This window comes from Undibacterium sp. GW821-FHT07F11, assembly GCF_059418665.1.
In genome coordinates this window covers 352,558-370,571 of record NZ_JBWKQH010000007.1, presented here as the reverse complement: position 1 = coordinate 370,571, position 18,014 = coordinate 352,558, and the positions used below count along the sequence as shown (strand labels likewise).

Below are 18,014 nucleotides of genomic sequence, written 5' to 3'. Positions count from 1 at the left end.
AGATTTAACATGAGGCGCCTGCGTGATCATTGTGATCATTGCATCCTCAAGTAAATTATCTTTGCCGTGTGCGAGGTACACATGCGGCACAATATATTGCGCCCTACCTTACGGCACTCTCAAAAATGCGGTTTGCGATGGCTGCAAGATGAATGAGTCTGGCTGTGGCTCTCGTCAATCCATCCCATCTGGCATGATGGCACCACATGTCCATGCATGAAAGTAACTCAATCGTCGATTGCCTCTATCCCCTGTAGCCTCAGTTGTTCAATATGGTCTTTCATGGCCTTGAGCGTTTCTGGCGGATGTCCTTGCCAATCACTGACTTCACCAATGACTTTTAATGGCTCACGGCTACGGTATGACTTGGTCGGATTGCCGGGGAATTTCTTGTCCGTCAGGTTGGGGTCATCGAAGATCTCGCCAACCGGTTCAACGATATAAATCCTGCCAGGGCCGGCACCTGCTGCCAGCTCTGCACCCCAGGTGGCAGCATCCAGGGTCGCGCTCAGGTAGACGTAGGTTGCTGTTTTCTTCTTGCCGTAGTTGGAGCTGTAACCCGGTGCGATGAGATCGCCGACTTTCAGGTCAGCCCGCGTGCCGTGGTAAAGCGTCTGCGCACGCAAGTCCTCTGGCGTTGAGATTGCTTCATCGCTCATGAATATCTCCAATTGTTTTGGTGGTGTTCGTCGCGTGATTGGGGGAGGACAGCGCAACTGATGTTGGATAGTGTATCCAAATCTGGCCGTGATGGCTTGGGTGGCAGCAATTCACCGCGATGGAGTCGTCCTGTTTTTTTTGAGACTGTCACCTTTTCCAGCCAGAGCAAGCCGGGCTACGTCACTGTGATGATGGCAATCGTGGCAGACTCATAGAAAGGTGCACCACAACCTGCATCAAACCCCCACCAGACTCCGTCTGATGCCCTCGCGCATGCTCATCGTCAAGCCATCTCGCGCCCGGTATTCACTGCGCTTGTTGGAAGGGCGCTCTGACAGCGGTACCTCCTCACTTGCCAGTGGCAACAGGTAATTGCCATTCGCCTGTGCCGCAGCGCCGGCGGCTTGCCACAGGCTGTCGTATTCGGCCTTGATGGTCTTGCTGAAGCGATAGCGCCATGACTGGTAGATGTGATTCTTTTTGGCAATGCATTCTATGCCCGTGCAATGCAGCTCGCGGGCCAGGCTGCGCAAGGCTTCGATGAGCAGCAGGCGCGGCTGTATGCCATGCAGGTTCTTGGTGCAGGCGCGCATGGTGTCACGCGCATTGTGCTTGCACGATTGCAGCCCGCCTACGCGTATCATCAATTGATGGTCTTTACGGTCAAAAGAAAAGCTGATGCATTGCAGCAGCTTGTTGCCCTGGAACAGACCCAGGCTAAGACCACCTTCACGCTTGAAGGCGCAACTGCGAAACAGGCTGATGCGATAGTCTTCCTGGTCCTTGCCCTGCAGGGTTGCCAGGGTAAAGTCACCACCGGTCAGCATATCCTGGGCGCGGTGCTTGCCAAATAACTGGGCCGACAAATGAAAATGATTGCGCAGCAGACGCAGGCGTGAGACGCAGCAAATCTGACGGTCAAAGAAGGGGCGGTGGATGGCATCCAGCAGCGCGATGTCGTCTGGTGCGGCCTTGCGTAAATAGGTTTGATGCAGAAAGTGATACCAGCGCAAGCTGACCTGCGGGCGCAAGCTGCTGCGCAACAGGAACAGGCATTTGCTTTTGAGATTGCTGTTGCCATCCGTCAGGCGCACATGCAAGGCCCAGCGCAGGCTGGCCATGAAACTGCCCGAGGCATGCAACTTCTTTGTATCGATAGCTTCCGGTACCCTGCCTGCAGCCCACAGCTCACGCCAGTTCAAAATATTCACGATTGCACCATTTGTTTCGTACTGCAGAATAATGTAACTCAATGTATCAAAGATTGGAATATATTAGCAAGTATAATTTTGTCGTCAATTTGTCATCATTTTGTCTGGAGATGGCAGAAAATAACAAATAAGAAGAATTTCCGCATAGAAATTATATTGATTTTGGTAAAGAAAAAAGCCGGAGTTAGCCGATTTTCACGCAAGATATTTTGCTTTGTAACGTTATGTTGCAATTCGCATCAATTCTTGTGTGATTTGCCTCCGCAGTTTTTGCATGCAAGTGCGATGGCAATCTGTTGCCCGCGACTGAAAACGATAGGAAAAGCTGGATGCAATCTGACAGTGCGCCAATAGCTAATGCAGGCAAGCGAACTTGTTGCTGATAGGAAATATAAATTGCGAAGTACGAAATACTTTTTGCTAATACGAAGTAAAATGTGGAACAAAGGTACGTAGCACAATCCAGGTCTGGCTTAGCAAGGCATGATTGACATGAGCAAACCTCCCGCAGGCAAAGCGACGATCATCAGGACGATGATCGTAGGGGCCTGTATTGTCATCATCCTGGCTTGTATCCTGTACAGCATCTTCCTGCTGCCTTATTCGGGCAAGATCACTGATATCTTTGTTGGCATCGTGCTGGGTCTTGCCGTGCTGGCCTTGAAACTTGTCGGGATCGAGCCGGAGGATTAAGTGCATGCCTGAATTTAAAGGCAGGAACAGCCAGCAGGGAGTGTCGGGTTTATTATGTGCGCACCACATGTCAGGTATAAAGCAGCAAGGTTCCATATCCCTGAATAGAATCCACGCAGGCTTACCGATTAAAAATATCCCTCTTCGCAATTTGCTCTCCATGTGGCGCGTGCGGTGCGCTTTACTGGCGTCACTTTGAGCTACCTCATGGTTCATCTTCTTAAAATACCTGCTCAAGCCTGAGATTTCCCACTCCCATATCTGCGCGGCGTATACTGGTTGAAATAAAAAGATAAATCATTTAGACAATATATGGTCGCTTTCATGAAACGCATTCACCCAAACGCATTCACTAAAACTACATGAACAAAACCTGGGCCTGGTCTGACATCATCGCGGGGTTGTCGCTGGCGGGGCTGTTATTGCCGGAAGCCGTGGCCTATTCCAGTATCGCCAATTTGCCGCCACAAGCAGGCATCGTCGCCGTGTTTGCCGGTCTGATTTGCTATGGCCTGATAGGCAGCAGCCGCTTTGCCATTGTTGCTGCCACCTCTTCATCCGCGGCAGTGCTGGCATCAGCATCGGCGGCCATGTCGAATGGTGACACGGGTTTGCGTATGCTGGTGGCAATGGGCCTGGTCATCATGACGGGCGTGTTTTTTATACTCGCAGGCGTGGCAAAGCTGGGTAGCATCTCAGACTTTATTGCGCGGCCCGTGTTGCGTGGTTTTGCCTTTGGCTTGTCTGCCGTCATCATCATCAAGCAGTTTGCCCATGTGGTAGGTGCGCATGTGCATTACACCGACATGCCACGTTTTATCTATGCCTTGCTGAGCCAGGTACAAAGCTGGAACTGGCTGTCGCTGGTGGTAGGTGTGGTGGCGCTATTGCTCTTGTTTGCTTTGACGCGCCTACCCTATATGCCAGCTGGTTTGTTGGTGATTGTGTTGGGCATTGTGGCCGGACAATGGCTGGGTCTGGCGCAAAGCGGGGTAGAGCTGGTAGGGCAGATAAGCTTGCAACTGCAAGTACCCAGCCTGCCCGACATGAGCTATGTACAGTGGCTGCGCATAGGTGAATTGAGTATCGCCATGCTGATGATACTTTACGCCGAGTCGTATAGTTCCATCCGCAATTTTGCGATACGCCATGGCGATATCGTCGCACCCAACCGTGACCTGCTGGCGCTGGGGGCGGCCAATTTCATGTCGGGCCTGTTCCAGGGTTTGCCAGTGGGTGCAGGTTTTTCTGCCACTGCCGCCAATGAGAGCAATGGCGCGCGTAGCAAGGTGGCCGGTTGGTCAGCAGCTGCGGCTTTGTTCATCATCGTCCTGACACTGCTGCCTGTGATAGCGCTGACACCTTCACCCGTGCTGGCGGCTATCGTCATCCATGCGGTCAGCCATTCGCTGCGGCCATCCATGTTTTACCCGTATTTTACTTTGCACAGGGACAGGTTCGTCGCCCTCGCTGCCGTGGTCGCCGTGCTCATGCTGGGCGTGCTGGATGGCTTGTTGGTCGCCATCGGCATCAGCCTGCTGATGTTATTGCGCAGGCTGGCAGAGTCGAGTATTTCTGTGCTGGGCCGATTAAATGGCGGTCATGATTTCGTCAACCTGGTTAATTATCCTGAAGCCAAAGTCATCCCCGGTGTATTGATCTTGCGGCCAGAGACAGGCCTGTTTTTCGCCAATGCCGAACGCGCCCTGACGCAAGCCAAACACTATGTCGCCACCAGCGATGCCAAAGTAGTCGTCATCAGCCTCGAAGAATCCCCCGATCTGGACAGCACCAGCATAGAAGCCATTGCTGACTTTTGTGCAGCCTTGTATCTGCAAAAAAAGCACCTGATGTTTGCCCGACTCAAATCTGGTGCCCGCGCCGTGCTGGAAAGGGCCGCCGTCCCGCATCTGCACATCGGCAATTTCAGTGAGCTCAGCGTCGATGACGTCGTCGTCATGGCGCGGGAGTTGTATGTGGGGAAGGATTGAGGACAACGCCTGCGCAGTGAGGTGTGCCGCGCGTACCATGTACTTGTCAGGCTGTATGCACTAGATGGAAACGGTGCGCACGGCGCACCATTCGGATTAGGTCATCGCATACCGCCGTATACTATAATGGCAAAAAAATACCGAAAGAAATAATGCCACTCCGTAAAATCCTCCTGTTATCCCTGCTCCTGCTCCCCCTCGTCAGCCAGGCGCAAGCTCCCAAAGAACTGGTACTCAATAAAGAACAACTAAGCAAATACGGTAAGTCATATCAAACTGCTGAAGTCAAACACCTGCGCAAGTTTTTAAATACCTATGCCGACAAGCGTGATGAAGTTTCAGCAGTGGATGAACGAGCTGCCTTGGTTCTTGATGGTTTGAAGATAGACAAAAAGATTTTGAAGGGCAAATTCATGGTCTATCAATATTCGAACCTGATAGGCGGTGGCAAGGGCGTCTCCATCGTGTCGCAAGATCACCCCGAAGTGATACTCGATTTCTGGGTCTATAAAATTGACGGCAATGAATACGAAGTGCGCGATTTATTGATACAAGACGATGACCGCAAACTGGATGATTTCAAGATCGTGTACCGCAATTATTTGCATCATAAGAGTTTGTATATGTGATGGAGGCGCATGATGCTTCATCCGTATGGTGCGTTATAACGCACCATACGAACGTTAAAAATGAACGTAGCGTATTTGTGAGACCGTGAAGAAGTTGAATTGAAATTTTGGTCTGAACCAAGGTACTCGGTTGGTGCGTTACAACGCACCCTGCTGGTCTGATGAAAAGAGTGATGCGATATAGAACTCCGGGCCTTATACATCCAAAGTAAAAAATTCCTTGAATATTATTCATGTCCAATTATCGTCGAGCCTGGCATCCGGGCGGAACTTATTTTTTTACCGTCAATCTTCTCAATCGTTCACGGAATGATTTGTTAATCCGTCATATTAATGTATTACGGGAAGCTGTTCGCTTAGTTCGCGAAACACATCCATTTATTATTCATGCCTGGGTGGTCTTGCCTGATCACCTGCATTGTGTGATTGAATTACCGCAGAGCGATATTGATTTTTCTGTGCGTTGGCGGCTTATCAAGAGTCATTTCTCAAAAGCACTCCCAGCTACAGAAGCTATTTCTTCGTCACGATCACGTCGCAATGAACGTGGTATTTGGCAGCGACGTTTTTGGGAGCATCTGATACGTGATGAACAGGACTTTTCTGCACATATGGATTACGTTCACATCAATCCACAAAAACATGGGCTGGTTAGCAAAGTAGTAGACTGGCCGTATTCAACTTTTCACCGCCTTGTAGAGCAAGGTATTTATCCCCGGAATTGGGCTGGCGGTGATGAAGCACACGTTCACTATCCAGATTAATCATTTTTACCTGGAAAAATGCAGCGATGTGTAGGGTGCGTTATAACGCACCGTTTGATATGTTGAAAAACGGAAAGAGTGATTTTATGGTGCGGATAAACAATATGAATATAAATTTTGTTTGAAAATACATTCATTCGTCATCAAGCATTCATGCGGTGCGTTGCAACGCACCCTACGAGGTACGGCAACACACTCACCCCGGCATCCCCAAATACAATTCCTCCACCTTGGCCCGTGCCCATGGTGTCTTGCGTAAAAACTTCAGGCTGGATTTGATGCTGGGGTCGGTGGTGAAGCAGTTGATGTCTATCAATTTGCCCATTTGCTCCCAGCCATAATAGGCCACGAGTTGTTCCAGGATTGCTTCCAGGGTGATGCCATTCAGGCTGCGGGATGTGGGTGTGCTCATGCTGGTGTATTCATGTTGGTTCCTCGGTGATATCGGATGATATCACCGGGGGTACGCGGTTGGCATCAGGCCAGGCGATACCATTTCAAACTATACGGCAACTGCCAGGCCGGGACGCGGCCCGGGGCCTGGCGGTCTATCAATAGCCAGGCGGAGCATAGCAGCATGAAGGGGAAGTGAGCGGGGCCAGCGGCGGTGGCGGCCAGCATCCAGGCCCAGCAGGTGCCGCCGCACCAGAGGGCGGCTTGCAGGCCATAGCGCAGGCTGTCGCGCTCGGCTTGCCAGCCAAAGGCGGCGAGGCGGGGGCGGTTGTGGCAGCGGTTCAGGCAATATTGTTTGGCCGGGCTGATTTGCCATAACAATGCCAGCGTCAGCAGCAAGGCAAAGCACCAGCGCATGTCGCCCACGACCAGGCGCAACACCAGTGAGGCCAGCATGATGAGTGCGCCTGCCAGGCTCCACACGAGCAGGTAGCCGATGGCAAACAAGAGTAATGCGCGCAAACGGCGGCGCGCCAGACTGCGTTGCCACAGGTAGCTCACCTCTTGCGCCAGCAGGGGTGACATCATGGCCAGCAACATGAGTAGCCAGTTGCTCATCATGTTGCCCGATGAATTGGTGTGCCAGACAAAGACCAGGCGATCACCGATATTCGCCAGATAAGCCAGGTCTATGTTGGCGAGGCTGCCGCAGTACTCTGGTACTCGCACGCCAAATTGCAGCGCAGCCAGACCCAGCCAGCCCGCCAGGCTGATCAACAGCAGGGGGCGGGGGCAGCTCAGCAGGGCAGCGCGCAATACTGGCAGCAACACGATTACGGGCTTTCTCTGAATACGCTGACACGTTCTACCGTGATGTCGTGTTCAGGTATGACGGTACTTTGTGGTACGAATTGTACTTGCAGTGTATCGGCGAGTTGGCTGTTGTCCAGTTGCAGGTTATCAATGATGCTGGTGATTTCAAATACCTGGGTAATACCGGCCCCACCATGTGCACCGTTTGTTTCGCTGGCATCAGAAACACCAAACAGTGACAAGACACCGACCTTGTTTCCAGGATGGTTTTCCGGTTTTTCACCGGCGGGCACATTCACATACACGTAAAAGATGGCGGCATCATTCTTGCCGCGTATGTTTTCCAGGTTAAGGAAGACGCGGTCTGGTTCCCTGGGTTTGGCATTGAATAGTTTGACACCTTCAAAGCTGTCGTTGACTTTGTCCACACTGCTTTTATCCAGGGTTACCCGGGTTTGCGAAATGTCGCCTGCCAGTTTGACAGTGTCGTCATTGGCACCGATTAATTCAGTCGCCATCTGGCCTCCTGCAGATTGATTATCCAAAAAGCTCACCATAGGCGCGTCGCTGAGCAGGCGCAAGCCTGTCAGCCTGATTTTTTTGCGGGTGCTGCCAGCCAGCGGGTCGCTGATGTCCTGGTATTTATAATTGAGTGGTGCTGCCGTGGTATCGAGCATCTGGGATGCGTTAAAGCTGATGCCTTCGCCGATCGGATCAGGTGCGATGAACTTACGGTCAGCCGGGCCCTTGAGCCAGCTGTCCTGGTCGGGGTCAAGATTTTGCGGGTCGCGCTTGCGCCAGACTTCCCACAGGCGGTCTATGTTGGCATGGTGCAGCCAGAAGATAGGGTCCAGCGCGGCGGTTGATGGTTTCGACATCAGGCCAGGGGTAGTTTTGTCCGCCTCAATTTTATTGCCGCCAACCCGGCCATGCACGGTATTGTGCGGATCAGCTTCCAGATGGCCATTGAATGTGCCCGTGCTATGAGTAAATGGGGTTGTTGGTCCACCAAAACCAGGGTTGCCACCAGAATTGATACCGATGAAGGCATGGTCTTTGAGTGCATTGAAAGAGATATCTTCCGGCTTGATGATGAAGCTGCCATCGCCGCGGCCGAAGCGGGCTTCTACATACAGGTGGTTGGTCGAACCATCCGGCATGGTTTTTTGCAAGAAAGCATAGGGCACAGAACGCGAAGCCGGGTCATAATAATTCCAGTATGGCAGTGCCCAGTTAGCCGGGCCACCCAGATCCACCACCACACTGCGTACAATGGCTTCAAATGCCGCCACATAGCCGCGATGCCATGGCAGGAAATACCAGGACCGGTGCTGGCATTGCTTCCAGAACCTGTCCTGGTCACTTTGTGAAGGCAGGGCATCGGTACTGCTCAGATAGCCCTGGATTGTCCACAGCGCTTCATCAAAGCCATGCATGGCCGCCAGAAACCGCCAGCTGGTACGTGATGCCAGCGGCCTTTCCTTAAGCTTGCCTACTGCTTTTGCATACCAGATCAAAGTGTCGCTCCAGCCAGAACCCAGTTTTGATACGTCCTTGCGTTCAAATGCCATATGTCCTCCTTGAGATGATCAGGTATGCAAAAATATTGCTATAAAATCTTGCAATATTATTCATTTATTGTCAATTGTTTATTTTTGACATGCGCTTGCGGCAGGGTATGGATTTGACTTTGGAGATGTTGCAGAGGAGAGGATCAGGAGGGGCGCAGGCCAGGCAAAATCAAAGTAACACTCAATCAGGATTAAGTGAGGATACAACTCATCAGACTCAGATGGCGCAAGAGGAGGTGTGCACATCGCGTTGTGGCTGGCCTTCATACATCGCCTTGCCAAGCACGACAGGTGTGCTAGTTGCCTGCGGTATGCCATTTTTCAGCGCGACAATTTCTGCCATGATGGACAGGGCGATTTCTGCCGGGGTCTTGCTGCCTATGTAGAGGCCAGCGGGGCCATGCAGGGTTTGCAAGGCAGATTCAGGGATGTCGAAATGGGTATGCAGGCGTTCGCGTCTTTGCTGGCTGTTGCGGCGCGAGCCGATTGCGCCGACGTAGAAGGCATTTGATTGCAGGGCGTCGATGAGGGCCAGGTCATCGAGCTTGGGGTCATGCGTGAGGGCGATGACGGCAGTGCGGTTGTCTGGTTGCAGGCGCAGTATCAGGTCGTCCGGCATTTCTTCGCTGACGATAACGCCCGGCAATTGCCAGCTGGCGCGGTATTCTTCGCGCGGGTCGCAGACAATGACGGCAAAACCCAGGCTCAGTGCAAACTGGCACAGGTAACGCGAGAGGTCACTGGCACCGATGACGATGATGCGGGCTTGTGGGCCGAGGTAAGTGATGAGCCTGTGATCATCCAGCCTGGGTAAGCCATCATACTGGCCTGCCTGCAGTTGGGCATGGCCGGTCTGCAAATCCAGCGTGCGCTCTACGCTGCGGCGCTGTTCGCAAGCGAGCAGCAATTCATCCAGACGGCTGTGCGCAGAGACAGGTTCCAGCACCAGTTCCACCGTGCCACCGCAGGGCAGGCCAAAGCGGTGCGCCTGGTCGGCAGAGATACCATAGCGCAGCACCAGCGGCAGGTTGCCTGAGCAGACAGCCTGCACGCCTTCTTCCCTGATGCGGTGGATAAGATCATCTTCGATGCAACCACCCGATACCGAGCCCACGGTTTCACCGCGCCCGTTGATCGCCATCAGCGACCCCGGCGGACGTGGTGAAGAACCCCAGGTGCGCGCCACCGTGACGAGGATGACTTGCAAGTCCTGCGCGTGCCAGCTCAGCGCAGTACGCAGGACCAGGGTATCGAGATTTTCCATTGCTTTGACCTTAACCGATTCTGCCTTAGCTGGCCTATACTTGTTTATAAGGCAGTTCACGCCAGCGCTTGCCACCCGCCCTGGCAACGGCATTGGCAAATGCTGGTGCCAAGGCTGGCAGGCCAGGTTCGCCCATGCCGGTAGGTGCATCTGCACTGGGCACGATGTGCACAGCAACTTGTGGCATATCGGTAATGCGTGGCACCACAAAATCACTGAAGTTGCTTTGCTCGACCACACCATCCTTGAGAGTGATGGCTGCACCCGGCAAGCACATCGACAAACCCATCAGTGCTGCGCCCTGCACCTGTGCTTCCACAGTTTTGGGATTGACAGCCAGGTTGCAATGCACGCCAGCCGTGACCTTATGCAATTTGGGCTGACCATCTTTGATGGACGCTTCCACCACATAGGCAACAATGGACGAGAAGGACTCATGCACGGCAACCCCATAGGCGCGGCCTGCTGGCAGTTTTTTCTTGCCATAGCCAGATTTTTCTACCGCCAGTTCCAGTGCAGCTTTATGACGTGGATGCTTGTCACCCATCAGTTTCAGGCGGTAAGCCACCGGGTCTTGCTTGGTGGTTTCTGCAATTTCGTCGAGCAGGGTTTCCATCACAAAGGCGGTATGGGTAGAGCCCACACTGCGCCACCACAAGACCGGCACATTGATTTTTGGGTGATGGACAGACAGACGCATAGGCATTTCATATGGCTCTTTCATGCCCTCCACCGCGGTTGCATCGACACCATTCTTGACCATCATGCCTTCGAATGGTGTGCCACCGACGATGGACTGGCCGACGATGACATGGTCCCAGCCCAGGATATTGCCCTGCGCATCAAAACCGATATCTGCCCTGTGCACATGCATGGGGCGGTAGTAACCACCCTTGACGTCATCTTCACGGCTCCACAAGGTACGCACTGGTGCATCGAGGCCAGCGGCTACTGCTGCCTTGGCGACATGGCAGGCTTCCACTACATAATCACTGGTGGCAATTGCGCGACGACCAAAGCCGCCACCGGCCATCTGGGTATGGACAGCGATGTTTTCCGGTTTCAGGCCCAGCGCAGCGGATGCCGCAAAGCCATCCAGACCAGGCATTTGCGTACCCATCCACAACTCTGCCTTATCACCTTTGATGGCAACCGTGCAGTTCAAAGGCTCCATTGGCGTATGAGCCAGGTAAGGGAAGCTGAACTCCGCATTCAATTTGTGCGGCGCCGTGGCGATTTTTGATACATCGTCGTTGTACTTCAATGCGCCTTGCTGCTTGGCCAATTCTTTATAACTGGCCAGTTGTTTCACGCTATCGACTTTTTCTACGCTGCCCAGATCCCATTCCAGCTTCAGGACATCGCGCCCCTGCTTGGCTGGCCAATAGCCAGTCGCAATAATGGCCACGCCTTCGCCACCGCGATCCACCGGCACGCGTACCACGGCCTTGACACCCTTGATGGCTTTGGCAGCCGTATCATCGACAGACTTGAGCTTGGCACCAAATACTGGCGGACGCGCGACAACAGCCGTCAGCATGCCGGGCAAGTGCATATCAATCCCAAAATCCTGGGTGCCAGTTGATTTGGCTTTTGCATCAAGTCGGCCTGTGGGTTTGCCGATCAGGCGGAAGCTCTTGGGATCTTTCAACACGACTTTTTCTGGCACGGGCAATTTCATGGCAGCTTCAGCCAGTTCGCCATACCCCAGTTTTTTTCCACCTGGCCCGACGACGACGCCTTTTTCTGTACGCAGGGCAGAAGCATCGACACCCCATTGTGTTGCCGCAGCCTGTACCAGCATGGCACGGGTGCGCGCACCCAGCTCACGGTACTGAGTATAAGAATGGGCGATGGAATTCGAGCCACCCGTCAAATGCATGCCAAATGCCGGGTCGACATAGGCTGGGTGGTTATTACCATTGGCATACTTGACCTTGGACCAGTCGGCATCGAGCTCTTCTGCCAGTATCAGGGGCAAGGCGGTTTGTACACCCTGGCCAAATTCCAGGCGGTTAATCGTCACTGTGACTGTGCCATCTTTGGCAATCTGTACAAAGGCGCCGGGCTGCTCAGTCGCTTTCAAACCTGCGGGTGCCTTGGCGGCAGCGTCCTGGCCCATCGCCAGCATGGGGTAGCAACCCAGGGCAAAGCCACTGGCTGTAGCCATCTTCAAGAAGCTGCGGCGGCTCAGACTGCCAGCGCCTGCATCCGGCTTTTCTTCTGCAGACGTCTGCTGCAACAGGGATTGCAAATGCTTTGGCATCTCGGCCAAACGGGAATCAAAATGCATGGTGTGCTCCTAATCAGGCCAGGGTGGATGCGGCGTCGTGGATGGCAGCGCGGATGCGCACATAGGTACCACAGCGGCAGATATTGCCTGCCATGGCACTGTCGATGTCGGCATCGCTGGGCTTCTTGTTGGTTTTGAGCAGGGCAGTGGCACTCATGATCTGGCCACTCTGGCAGTAACCGCATTGGGCGACGTCATGCTTGATCCAGGCTGCTTGCACTGCTTTGCCGACCTTGTCCTGGCTCATTGCTTCTATGGTAGTGATTTTTTGGCCTGCAACGGCAGAGATAGGTGTCACGCAAGAGCGTATGGCCTGGCCGTTCAAATGCACGGTGCAGGCACCGCACAAAGCAGCACCACAGCCAAACTTGGTGCCGGTCAGGCCCAGCGTATCGCGCAGGGCCCATAGCACGGGCGTGTCGGGGGCGACATCGACGCTGGTATTCTTGCCATTAATAGTTGAGTTGATCATGAAAACCTCCAAAATGGGGTGACAAAGTGTTGTTGATGCCGGATTGACGCCGGGTTGATGCCAATTGGTGCCAGGTTAATGGTGGCGGCCATGCCCAAGTACAGGTAGCCGCTGCAAAACCTTAATTGACGGCTATTGTCTGCTCTTCAGGCAATAAAGCGTTTGCCTGATCCGACGTATTTCTTGCCTATTTCGATGAATGCCCGGCAGAAATTGAAATTTCCACCCTGAAAATGGTAGGCTACGACAGTTCAAAAAACCTAGCGTCGTATCATGCAGACCTCACACCAGACAGCCGCTTATCAACCATCCAGCCCCTCCTTGGCTGAAATGGTCGGCAACATCATTCAGGCAGACGGCGACTGCATCACCCAGGTTCCAGGGCTGATCATGGTCAGGCGTAGCAAGGTCACCGACCCCATGCCCTGCTTCTATGGCCTGGGCCTGGGTTTGACCGTGCAAGGCAGCAAGCGCGTGAATCTGGGGGAAGAGGTATTTGACTATGTGCCAGGGCAATCCCTGGTCACCTCGGTCGATTTGCCGGTGGTGTCTTATGTGACCTCTGCCAGCAGCGCACAGCCATTTCTGGGCATGTACCTGATGCTGGATGCCCTGGCCATCACCCAGTGCGCCGCCGGCATGACATTCGCAACGCCGCTAAAGGCGACAAGCTCGCTGGCGATGTCCGTCGTGACGATGGAGGAGGGCTTGCTGGACGCCATCACCCGCCTGGTGCGCCTGCTGGATGAACCGCAACTCGTGCCCATGCTGGCGCCGCTGATACAGCAAGAGATCATCGTCCGCCTGCTCAATGGCGAGCACGGCCCGGTCTTGCGCCACCTGGTTACCGCTGGCTCACCAGGCCAGCAAATTGCCCGCGTCATTGCCTGGCTCAAGCAGAATTACACCGAGGACGTTGCCATTGATGAGCTGGCCAGCAAAGCCCACATGAGCGCTTCCACCTTCAGGCTGCACTTCCGCACCGTGGCAGGCATGAGCCCCTTGCAATACCTGAAACACCTGCGCCTGCAAAACGCCCGCCAGATCATGCTCGTTGAAGACATAGACGCCAGCAGTGCCGCGTTAAGAGTAGGCTATGAAAGCGCATCCCAGTTCAGCCGGGAGTACACAAGGCTGTTTGGAGAACCGCCATTGCGCGATATCAGGCGTATGCGAATGGCAATGTGAGGGTGTCTTACAGTAGAACACCGTGCACGAGTCTGGATATGACATACTGATAATTGGAAATTTTATATCGCTTGCAGCGCAAATGCCTGTGATTGTTACTATCACAGTTGCTGTCACAGATGCCCTGATTGCGATAAACTATCAGCCACTACCACGCGTAAAATGTTGGAGGGTGAGAAAATGAATCCAGATCAAGCTTTGCCAGGTTTTCGCCTCGTTGGCGCTGGCACGACCTTCCAGTCGCGCGATATCTGCGACATGGTCTCAGAATCACAACTGTTTGCCGACCTTGAGTGGAAAGACATCGAGGCCCTGGCGGCGTATCTGCAATGCTATGAAGTCCCGGCAGGCACGACCATTTTCAGGGAAGGTGAATCCGGTTCCTACATGGGTTTGCTGGTCAAGGGCGAAGTCGGGATACTCAAGACTGATCTTGACGGCACGCCGCACCGTATCGTATCGGTAGGCCACGGCAAGACCATAGGTGAGATGTCCATCATCGATGGCGAAAAACGTTCAGCCACCTGCATCGCGTCGCAAGCCAGCATCCTGCTCTTGCTGACTAAGGACAATTACCAGCGCATCATCAAGGAAAAGCCAGCGCTGGCAGTACAAATCCTGGCCCGGCTGGCCAAACTCATGAGCCAGCGCCTGCGCAGCGTGAGTGGGCAACTGGTGGAGTTTTTGTGAGTGGGGTGAAGTGTCAGTTCAAATTCAAAAGATAGCGACGGTAGAAGCAGGGCAGTCTTAGCCGTAACGTGAGGTGCATTGTAACGCGCCGCATGTGCGCGACGCGCGCGGCACAGATATTTCTCCCCTGTATGCGATGATCATCGCGCAATCGCACACAAACTGCAAAAACTACGAATCCCAGGAACAATGCACTGCATAAGCATGTCCCTTGGCCGAAAATACATAGACGTCCCAGATTGCACAAAAGTGCCGCCCTGGTTGGTAAGCAGGCCCCGCCCCTGCGCGTATCCATTGCTCTGGCCGTCCAAGCTCTTCATTCATTGCTTCAACAAATCCATCAAATAATCGGATGTCGATTTCCTGAGTATCACCAGGCTCACACAATCGTCTGCGGGTAACCAACCATTGACGAAACGAAGATGGCAGACCAGATAAAGTTAGTTCATCTGCAGGAAAAAGCCTCAGCGTATTTTCTTCGACCCTGAGCAAGCCACTTAAAGGCGATAATGCATCTTCCAGTGGAACTTGACCAAGGTAATAACATTGGAAACTGTCGCCATCTGCCTTTAATGCTGAAATGGCCAGCAGATATCCTTCCAGTTTTTGTACTGTTGTCTGCAATTCTGTCGTCATGGTGGCATTTTTTTGAGGGAGTTTATTTTAAAAACCAGTTTGTAAGATGCGCTATAACGCACTCAAAAAAAGATTGTTTCTCAACCCATCACTCCCGATTAATCCTCTTCAACCTCTGCCCCATAATCGCCCAGATACAATCCTCACCATCGACATTGCCAAAGATAGCCCAGCCTGTACCTATCTTTTCTACGGTGGTGACGCATTCTAGTTCTGCGCCCAGTTTTTTTGCCCAGTTCTCGGCGGCGCTCTTGCCTTTGAAGAGTTCCTTGCCTTCAAAAATCACGGTGGTGTCAAAGACGGGGGCGGCGAATACGGTGTTCATGCGGGTCCTCAGGAAAATAATCTATGCGGTGTGCAAGGCATTGTAACTTAGCAAAGGCGGGCAGTCTCAAATGCAGTGTTTGTGGCTGGTGAAATCTGAATCTGCTCATCAAGGCTTGCATTAAAAAAGCATGCGTGTTTTTGCCAGCCAAATGTGCAGATTTGCACAGGCGATGTGTCTTGTATTCGCAGATAAATGATTTACCATGATTTCAACCTGTACAGGTCTGCATCTGGTTTTCTCCCCGCTTGCCTGGATGTAATACCAAAAAAAATCAGGAGACAAAACTTCAAGTGTTTCATTTTTTGCGACTCATTTTTTGAGCCGGTGTACGCGTGCGCGTCACCAAAAAAACCAGGAATGAACAGATGGTATAACAGTGAAAGTTGCACCTCGCCAGCCTCACCAGGCAGGCGATGTCGGCACGCATGCGTTTTTCCTTATCAGGAATGAGATGCGCTTGCTCATCCTCATCCTGGCTGCCCGACCGGTGGACTATCACTTTGAAACAGGCATGATCGTCGCACAAGTGTAAAGCGATTTGTCTTCAAAGCCATAGCTCACAAGCTGCTTCAAATCACATAAAGAAAATAACGGAGACATGAATGAACAATATCAAGATTGCGCTGCGAGTCATCATGCTGATTGCCTGCACATTGCTGGCCAGCCTGACGGCCCATGCAGTGACTGCCGGGCCAGGCAACTGGAGTACCCAGCAAACCTGGGCTGCTGATACCGTCAATGGTGGCAGCCTGACAGGTTATTTTTACTGGCCTGCAGCACAACCCGTGCTGGCCGGTAAGCGCGCATTGGTGCTGGTGCTGCACGGTTGCACCCAGACTGCATCTGGTGATGTGATCGATAAAACCAGCGACAAGGGTTTTAACTGGAAGGCGATGGCCGAGCAATATGGTGCCGTCATCCTGGCACCGAATGCCACCGGCAATGTCTATAGCAATCATTGCTGGGACTATGCCAATACCACCCACACCCGCAGCGCGCCGGGGCATGATGCGGTTTTGCTGGATCTGGTCAACCGCTTTGTCAGCAATCCGCAATACGCCATTGATCCCAACCAGGTGTACGTCACCGGCTTGTCATCCGGTGGTGGCGAAGCCATGGTGCTGGCATGCCTGGCACCCGATGTGTTTGCCGGTGTTGGTATCAATGCCGGGCCGCCACCAGGCACGACCACCTTGCAGATAGGTTACGTACCCTCAGGCTTTACCGCTGCCACGGCAGCCAGTAAATGCCAGGCCATGGCAGGCAGCAATGCAGCAAAATTTGCCACCCAGATTGCAGGTGCCGCCTGGGGCACCAGCGACTATACGGTGGCACCCGCCTATGGCCCCATGGACGTGGCAGCCATGCGCCTGGCCTATGGCGGCAGTTTCACCCAGGGCGGCAGTTTCACCCAGGGCGGCAGCGTGAGCATACCTGGCGGTGGCACCAATATCCCGTATACCGATGACAATGGCAAAGTGCGCACGCATGAGATCACCATCAGTGGCATGAGCCATGCCTGGCCCGCTGGCAGCGGCGGCCAGAACAGCCATTATGTTGACAGCACCAAGATCAACTACCCGGCGTTTTTGATGGATTTCTGGTTCAAGAATAACCTGCGCGCATCCACCGTGCCTGCACCTGTGATGAGTGCCTGTTCCAGCTCAGGTATCACGGCTACCAGCGCCACCATCAATGGTGCTGCTACAGCTTCAGCCAGCGGCAGCATAGCCAGCTATGCGGTCAACCTCAGCGGCCCCAGCAATGTCAACGATGCAGCAGCAGGTAGTGGCGGCAGCTTTAGCAAAAGCTATAACCTATCGAGTGGCTATTACGTGGGCACAGTCAATGCCACCGACAATCTTGGCCAGGTATCCGCCAGTTGCAGTATCCCGCAATTCCTCGTGGGTACAGCACCGGTGATACAGGCACCAACTGGCTTGAGTGCAGGCACACCCACCGCCACCAGTGTAGCGCTGAGCTGGAATGCAGTCAGCGGCGCAAGCGGGTATAACCTGTATAGCAATGGCACAAAGATCACCGCATCCCCGCTCAGTGCCACCAGTTACACTGTCACCGGTCTCACTGCTAGCACCAGCTATAGCTTTGCTGTTTCGGCTGTGGGCAGCAGTGGTGAGAGCGCATTGTCAGCCTCCCTCAGCGTCACCACCGCGTCCAGCTGGACGTGCACTGCGGTCACCGCCAGCAACTATGCCCATGTGCAGGCCGGGCGGGCGCATGACAGCGGCGGTTATGCACTGGCCAATGGTTCCAATCAGAACATGGGGCTGGACAACCTGTTCTATACCAAGACCCTGGCACAGACAGCGGCAGGCTATTACATCATAGGTAATTGCCCTTAAACTTGTTCACTGAAGCAGGCAAGAGTAAGCAGGAACAGACATGCCGGACACGCAT

At 53.5% G+C, this 18,014-nt stretch carries 18 protein-coding genes; 8 read left to right on the top strand and 10 right to left on the bottom strand.

Features of this window, described 5'->3' with window-relative positions; translation table 11 throughout:
- Positions 1-227: 227 nt before the first annotated feature.
- Positions 228-659, bottom strand: coding sequence for an NAD(+)--rifampin ADP-ribosyltransferase (gene arr / locus AC07OI_RS19530; protein WP_495258394.1), 432 nt, complete (start codon positions 657-659; stop codon positions 228-230).
- Between the two features lie 237 nt (positions 660-896).
- Complete coding sequence (locus tag AC07OI_RS19525; RefSeq protein WP_495258393.1) at positions 897-1,871, bottom strand: DUF535 family protein; 975 nt, start codon at positions 1,869-1,871, stop codon at positions 897-899.
- A gap of 492 nt (positions 1,872-2,363) precedes the next feature.
- Between AC07OI_RS19525 and AC07OI_RS19520 the strand changes: the two genes are divergently transcribed.
- The 4 genes from AC07OI_RS19520 to AC07OI_RS19505 all read left to right on the top strand — a co-directional run bounded on the left by AC07OI_RS19520 (position 2,364) and on the right by AC07OI_RS19505 (position 5,948).
- Entirely contained in the window at positions 2,364-2,564 is a 201-nt protein-coding gene (locus AC07OI_RS19520; RefSeq protein ID WP_492701333.1) for a hypothetical protein, read from the top strand.
- Positions 2,565-2,926: 362 nt separating this feature from the next.
- Positions 2,927-4,555, top strand: coding sequence for a SulP family inorganic anion transporter (locus AC07OI_RS19515; protein ID WP_495258392.1), 1,629 nt, complete (start codon positions 2,927-2,929; stop codon positions 4,553-4,555).
- A gap of 152 nt (positions 4,556-4,707) precedes the next feature.
- Positions 4,708-5,184 (top strand): hypothetical protein, encoded by a 477-nt coding sequence (locus AC07OI_RS19510; RefSeq protein WP_495258391.1) that lies wholly within the window; start codon positions 4,708-4,710, stop codon positions 5,182-5,184.
- Positions 5,185-5,417: 233 nt separating this feature from the next.
- On the top strand, positions 5,418-5,948 hold the full coding sequence (locus tag AC07OI_RS19505) for an REP-associated tyrosine transposase (protein WP_495258390.1): 531 nt from the start codon (positions 5,418-5,420) through the stop codon (positions 5,946-5,948).
- Positions 5,949-6,144: 196 nt separating this feature from the next.
- Here AC07OI_RS19505 and AC07OI_RS19500 read toward each other — a convergent pair whose 3' ends face one another.
- The 6 genes from AC07OI_RS19500 to AC07OI_RS19475 form a co-directional block, all read right to left on the bottom strand.
- Positions 6,145-6,360: a VF530 family protein gene (locus tag AC07OI_RS19500; protein ID WP_423009381.1), complete on the bottom strand. Its 216-nt coding sequence runs from the start codon at positions 6,358-6,360 to the stop codon at positions 6,145-6,147.
- 65 nt (positions 6,361-6,425) lie between these two features.
- A complete protein-coding gene (locus tag AC07OI_RS19495) occupies positions 6,426-7,172 on the bottom strand; it encodes a copper chaperone (RefSeq protein WP_495258389.1) in 747 nt (248 codons plus the stop codon).
- Positions 7,173-7,174: 2 nt separating this feature from the next.
- A complete protein-coding gene (locus tag AC07OI_RS19490; RefSeq protein ID WP_495258388.1) occupies positions 7,175-8,725 on the bottom strand; it encodes a tyrosinase family protein in 1,551 nt (516 codons plus the stop codon).
- A gap of 217 nt (positions 8,726-8,942) precedes the next feature.
- Positions 8,943-9,989 carry an XdhC family protein gene (locus AC07OI_RS19485; RefSeq protein WP_495258387.1) on the bottom strand — a complete coding sequence of 349 codons (1,047 nt, stop codon included), beginning with the start codon at positions 9,987-9,989 and terminating at the stop codon, positions 8,943-8,945.
- A 34-nt stretch (positions 9,990-10,023) separates the two neighbouring features.
- Positions 10,024-12,282, bottom strand: a complete 2,259-nt coding sequence (locus AC07OI_RS19480; protein WP_495258386.1) for a xanthine dehydrogenase family protein molybdopterin-binding subunit — start codon at positions 12,280-12,282, stop codon at positions 10,024-10,026.
- Positions 12,283-12,295: 13 nt separating this feature from the next.
- Positions 12,296-12,754 (bottom strand): (2Fe-2S)-binding protein, encoded by a 459-nt coding sequence (locus tag AC07OI_RS19475; protein WP_492701311.1) that lies wholly within the window; start codon positions 12,752-12,754, stop codon positions 12,296-12,298.
- A gap of 273 nt (positions 12,755-13,027) precedes the next feature.
- On the opposite strand from AC07OI_RS19475, the gene AC07OI_RS19470 reads away from it, so the two are divergent.
- Both AC07OI_RS19470 and AC07OI_RS19465 read left to right on the top strand, forming a co-directional pair.
- The gene (locus tag AC07OI_RS19470) at positions 13,028-13,942 is read left to right on the top strand and encodes an AraC family transcriptional regulator (protein ID WP_495258385.1); all 915 of its coding nucleotides are present in this window, start codon (positions 13,028-13,030) and stop codon (positions 13,940-13,942) included.
- 180 nt (positions 13,943-14,122) lie between these two features.
- Entirely contained in the window at positions 14,123-14,632 is a 510-nt protein-coding gene (locus tag AC07OI_RS19465) for a Crp/Fnr family transcriptional regulator (protein ID WP_495258384.1), read from the top strand.
- Between the two features lie 171 nt (positions 14,633-14,803).
- Here the strand turns inward: AC07OI_RS19465 and AC07OI_RS19460 are convergent, their stop codons facing one another.
- Together AC07OI_RS19460 and AC07OI_RS19455 are read right to left on the bottom strand one after the other, a co-directional pair.
- The gene (locus tag AC07OI_RS19460; RefSeq protein ID WP_492701305.1) at positions 14,804-15,268 is read right to left on the bottom strand and encodes a hypothetical protein; all 465 of its coding nucleotides are present in this window, start codon (positions 15,266-15,268) and stop codon (positions 14,804-14,806) included.
- Between the two features lie 88 nt (positions 15,269-15,356).
- Positions 15,357-15,593 (bottom strand): hypothetical protein, encoded by a 237-nt coding sequence (locus AC07OI_RS19455; protein WP_423009409.1) that lies wholly within the window; start codon positions 15,591-15,593, stop codon positions 15,357-15,359.
- Between the two features lie 379 nt (positions 15,594-15,972).
- On the opposite strand from AC07OI_RS19455, the gene AC07OI_RS19450 reads away from it, so the two are divergent.
- Entirely contained in the window at positions 15,973-16,128 is a 156-nt protein-coding gene (locus AC07OI_RS19450; protein WP_495258383.1) for a hypothetical protein, read from the top strand.
- Positions 16,129-16,198: 70 nt separating this feature from the next.
- On the top strand, positions 16,199-17,959 hold the full coding sequence (locus AC07OI_RS19445) for an extracellular catalytic domain type 1 short-chain-length polyhydroxyalkanoate depolymerase (protein ID WP_495258382.1): 1,761 nt from the start codon (positions 16,199-16,201) through the stop codon (positions 17,957-17,959).
- Positions 17,960-18,014: the final 55 nt, after the last annotated feature.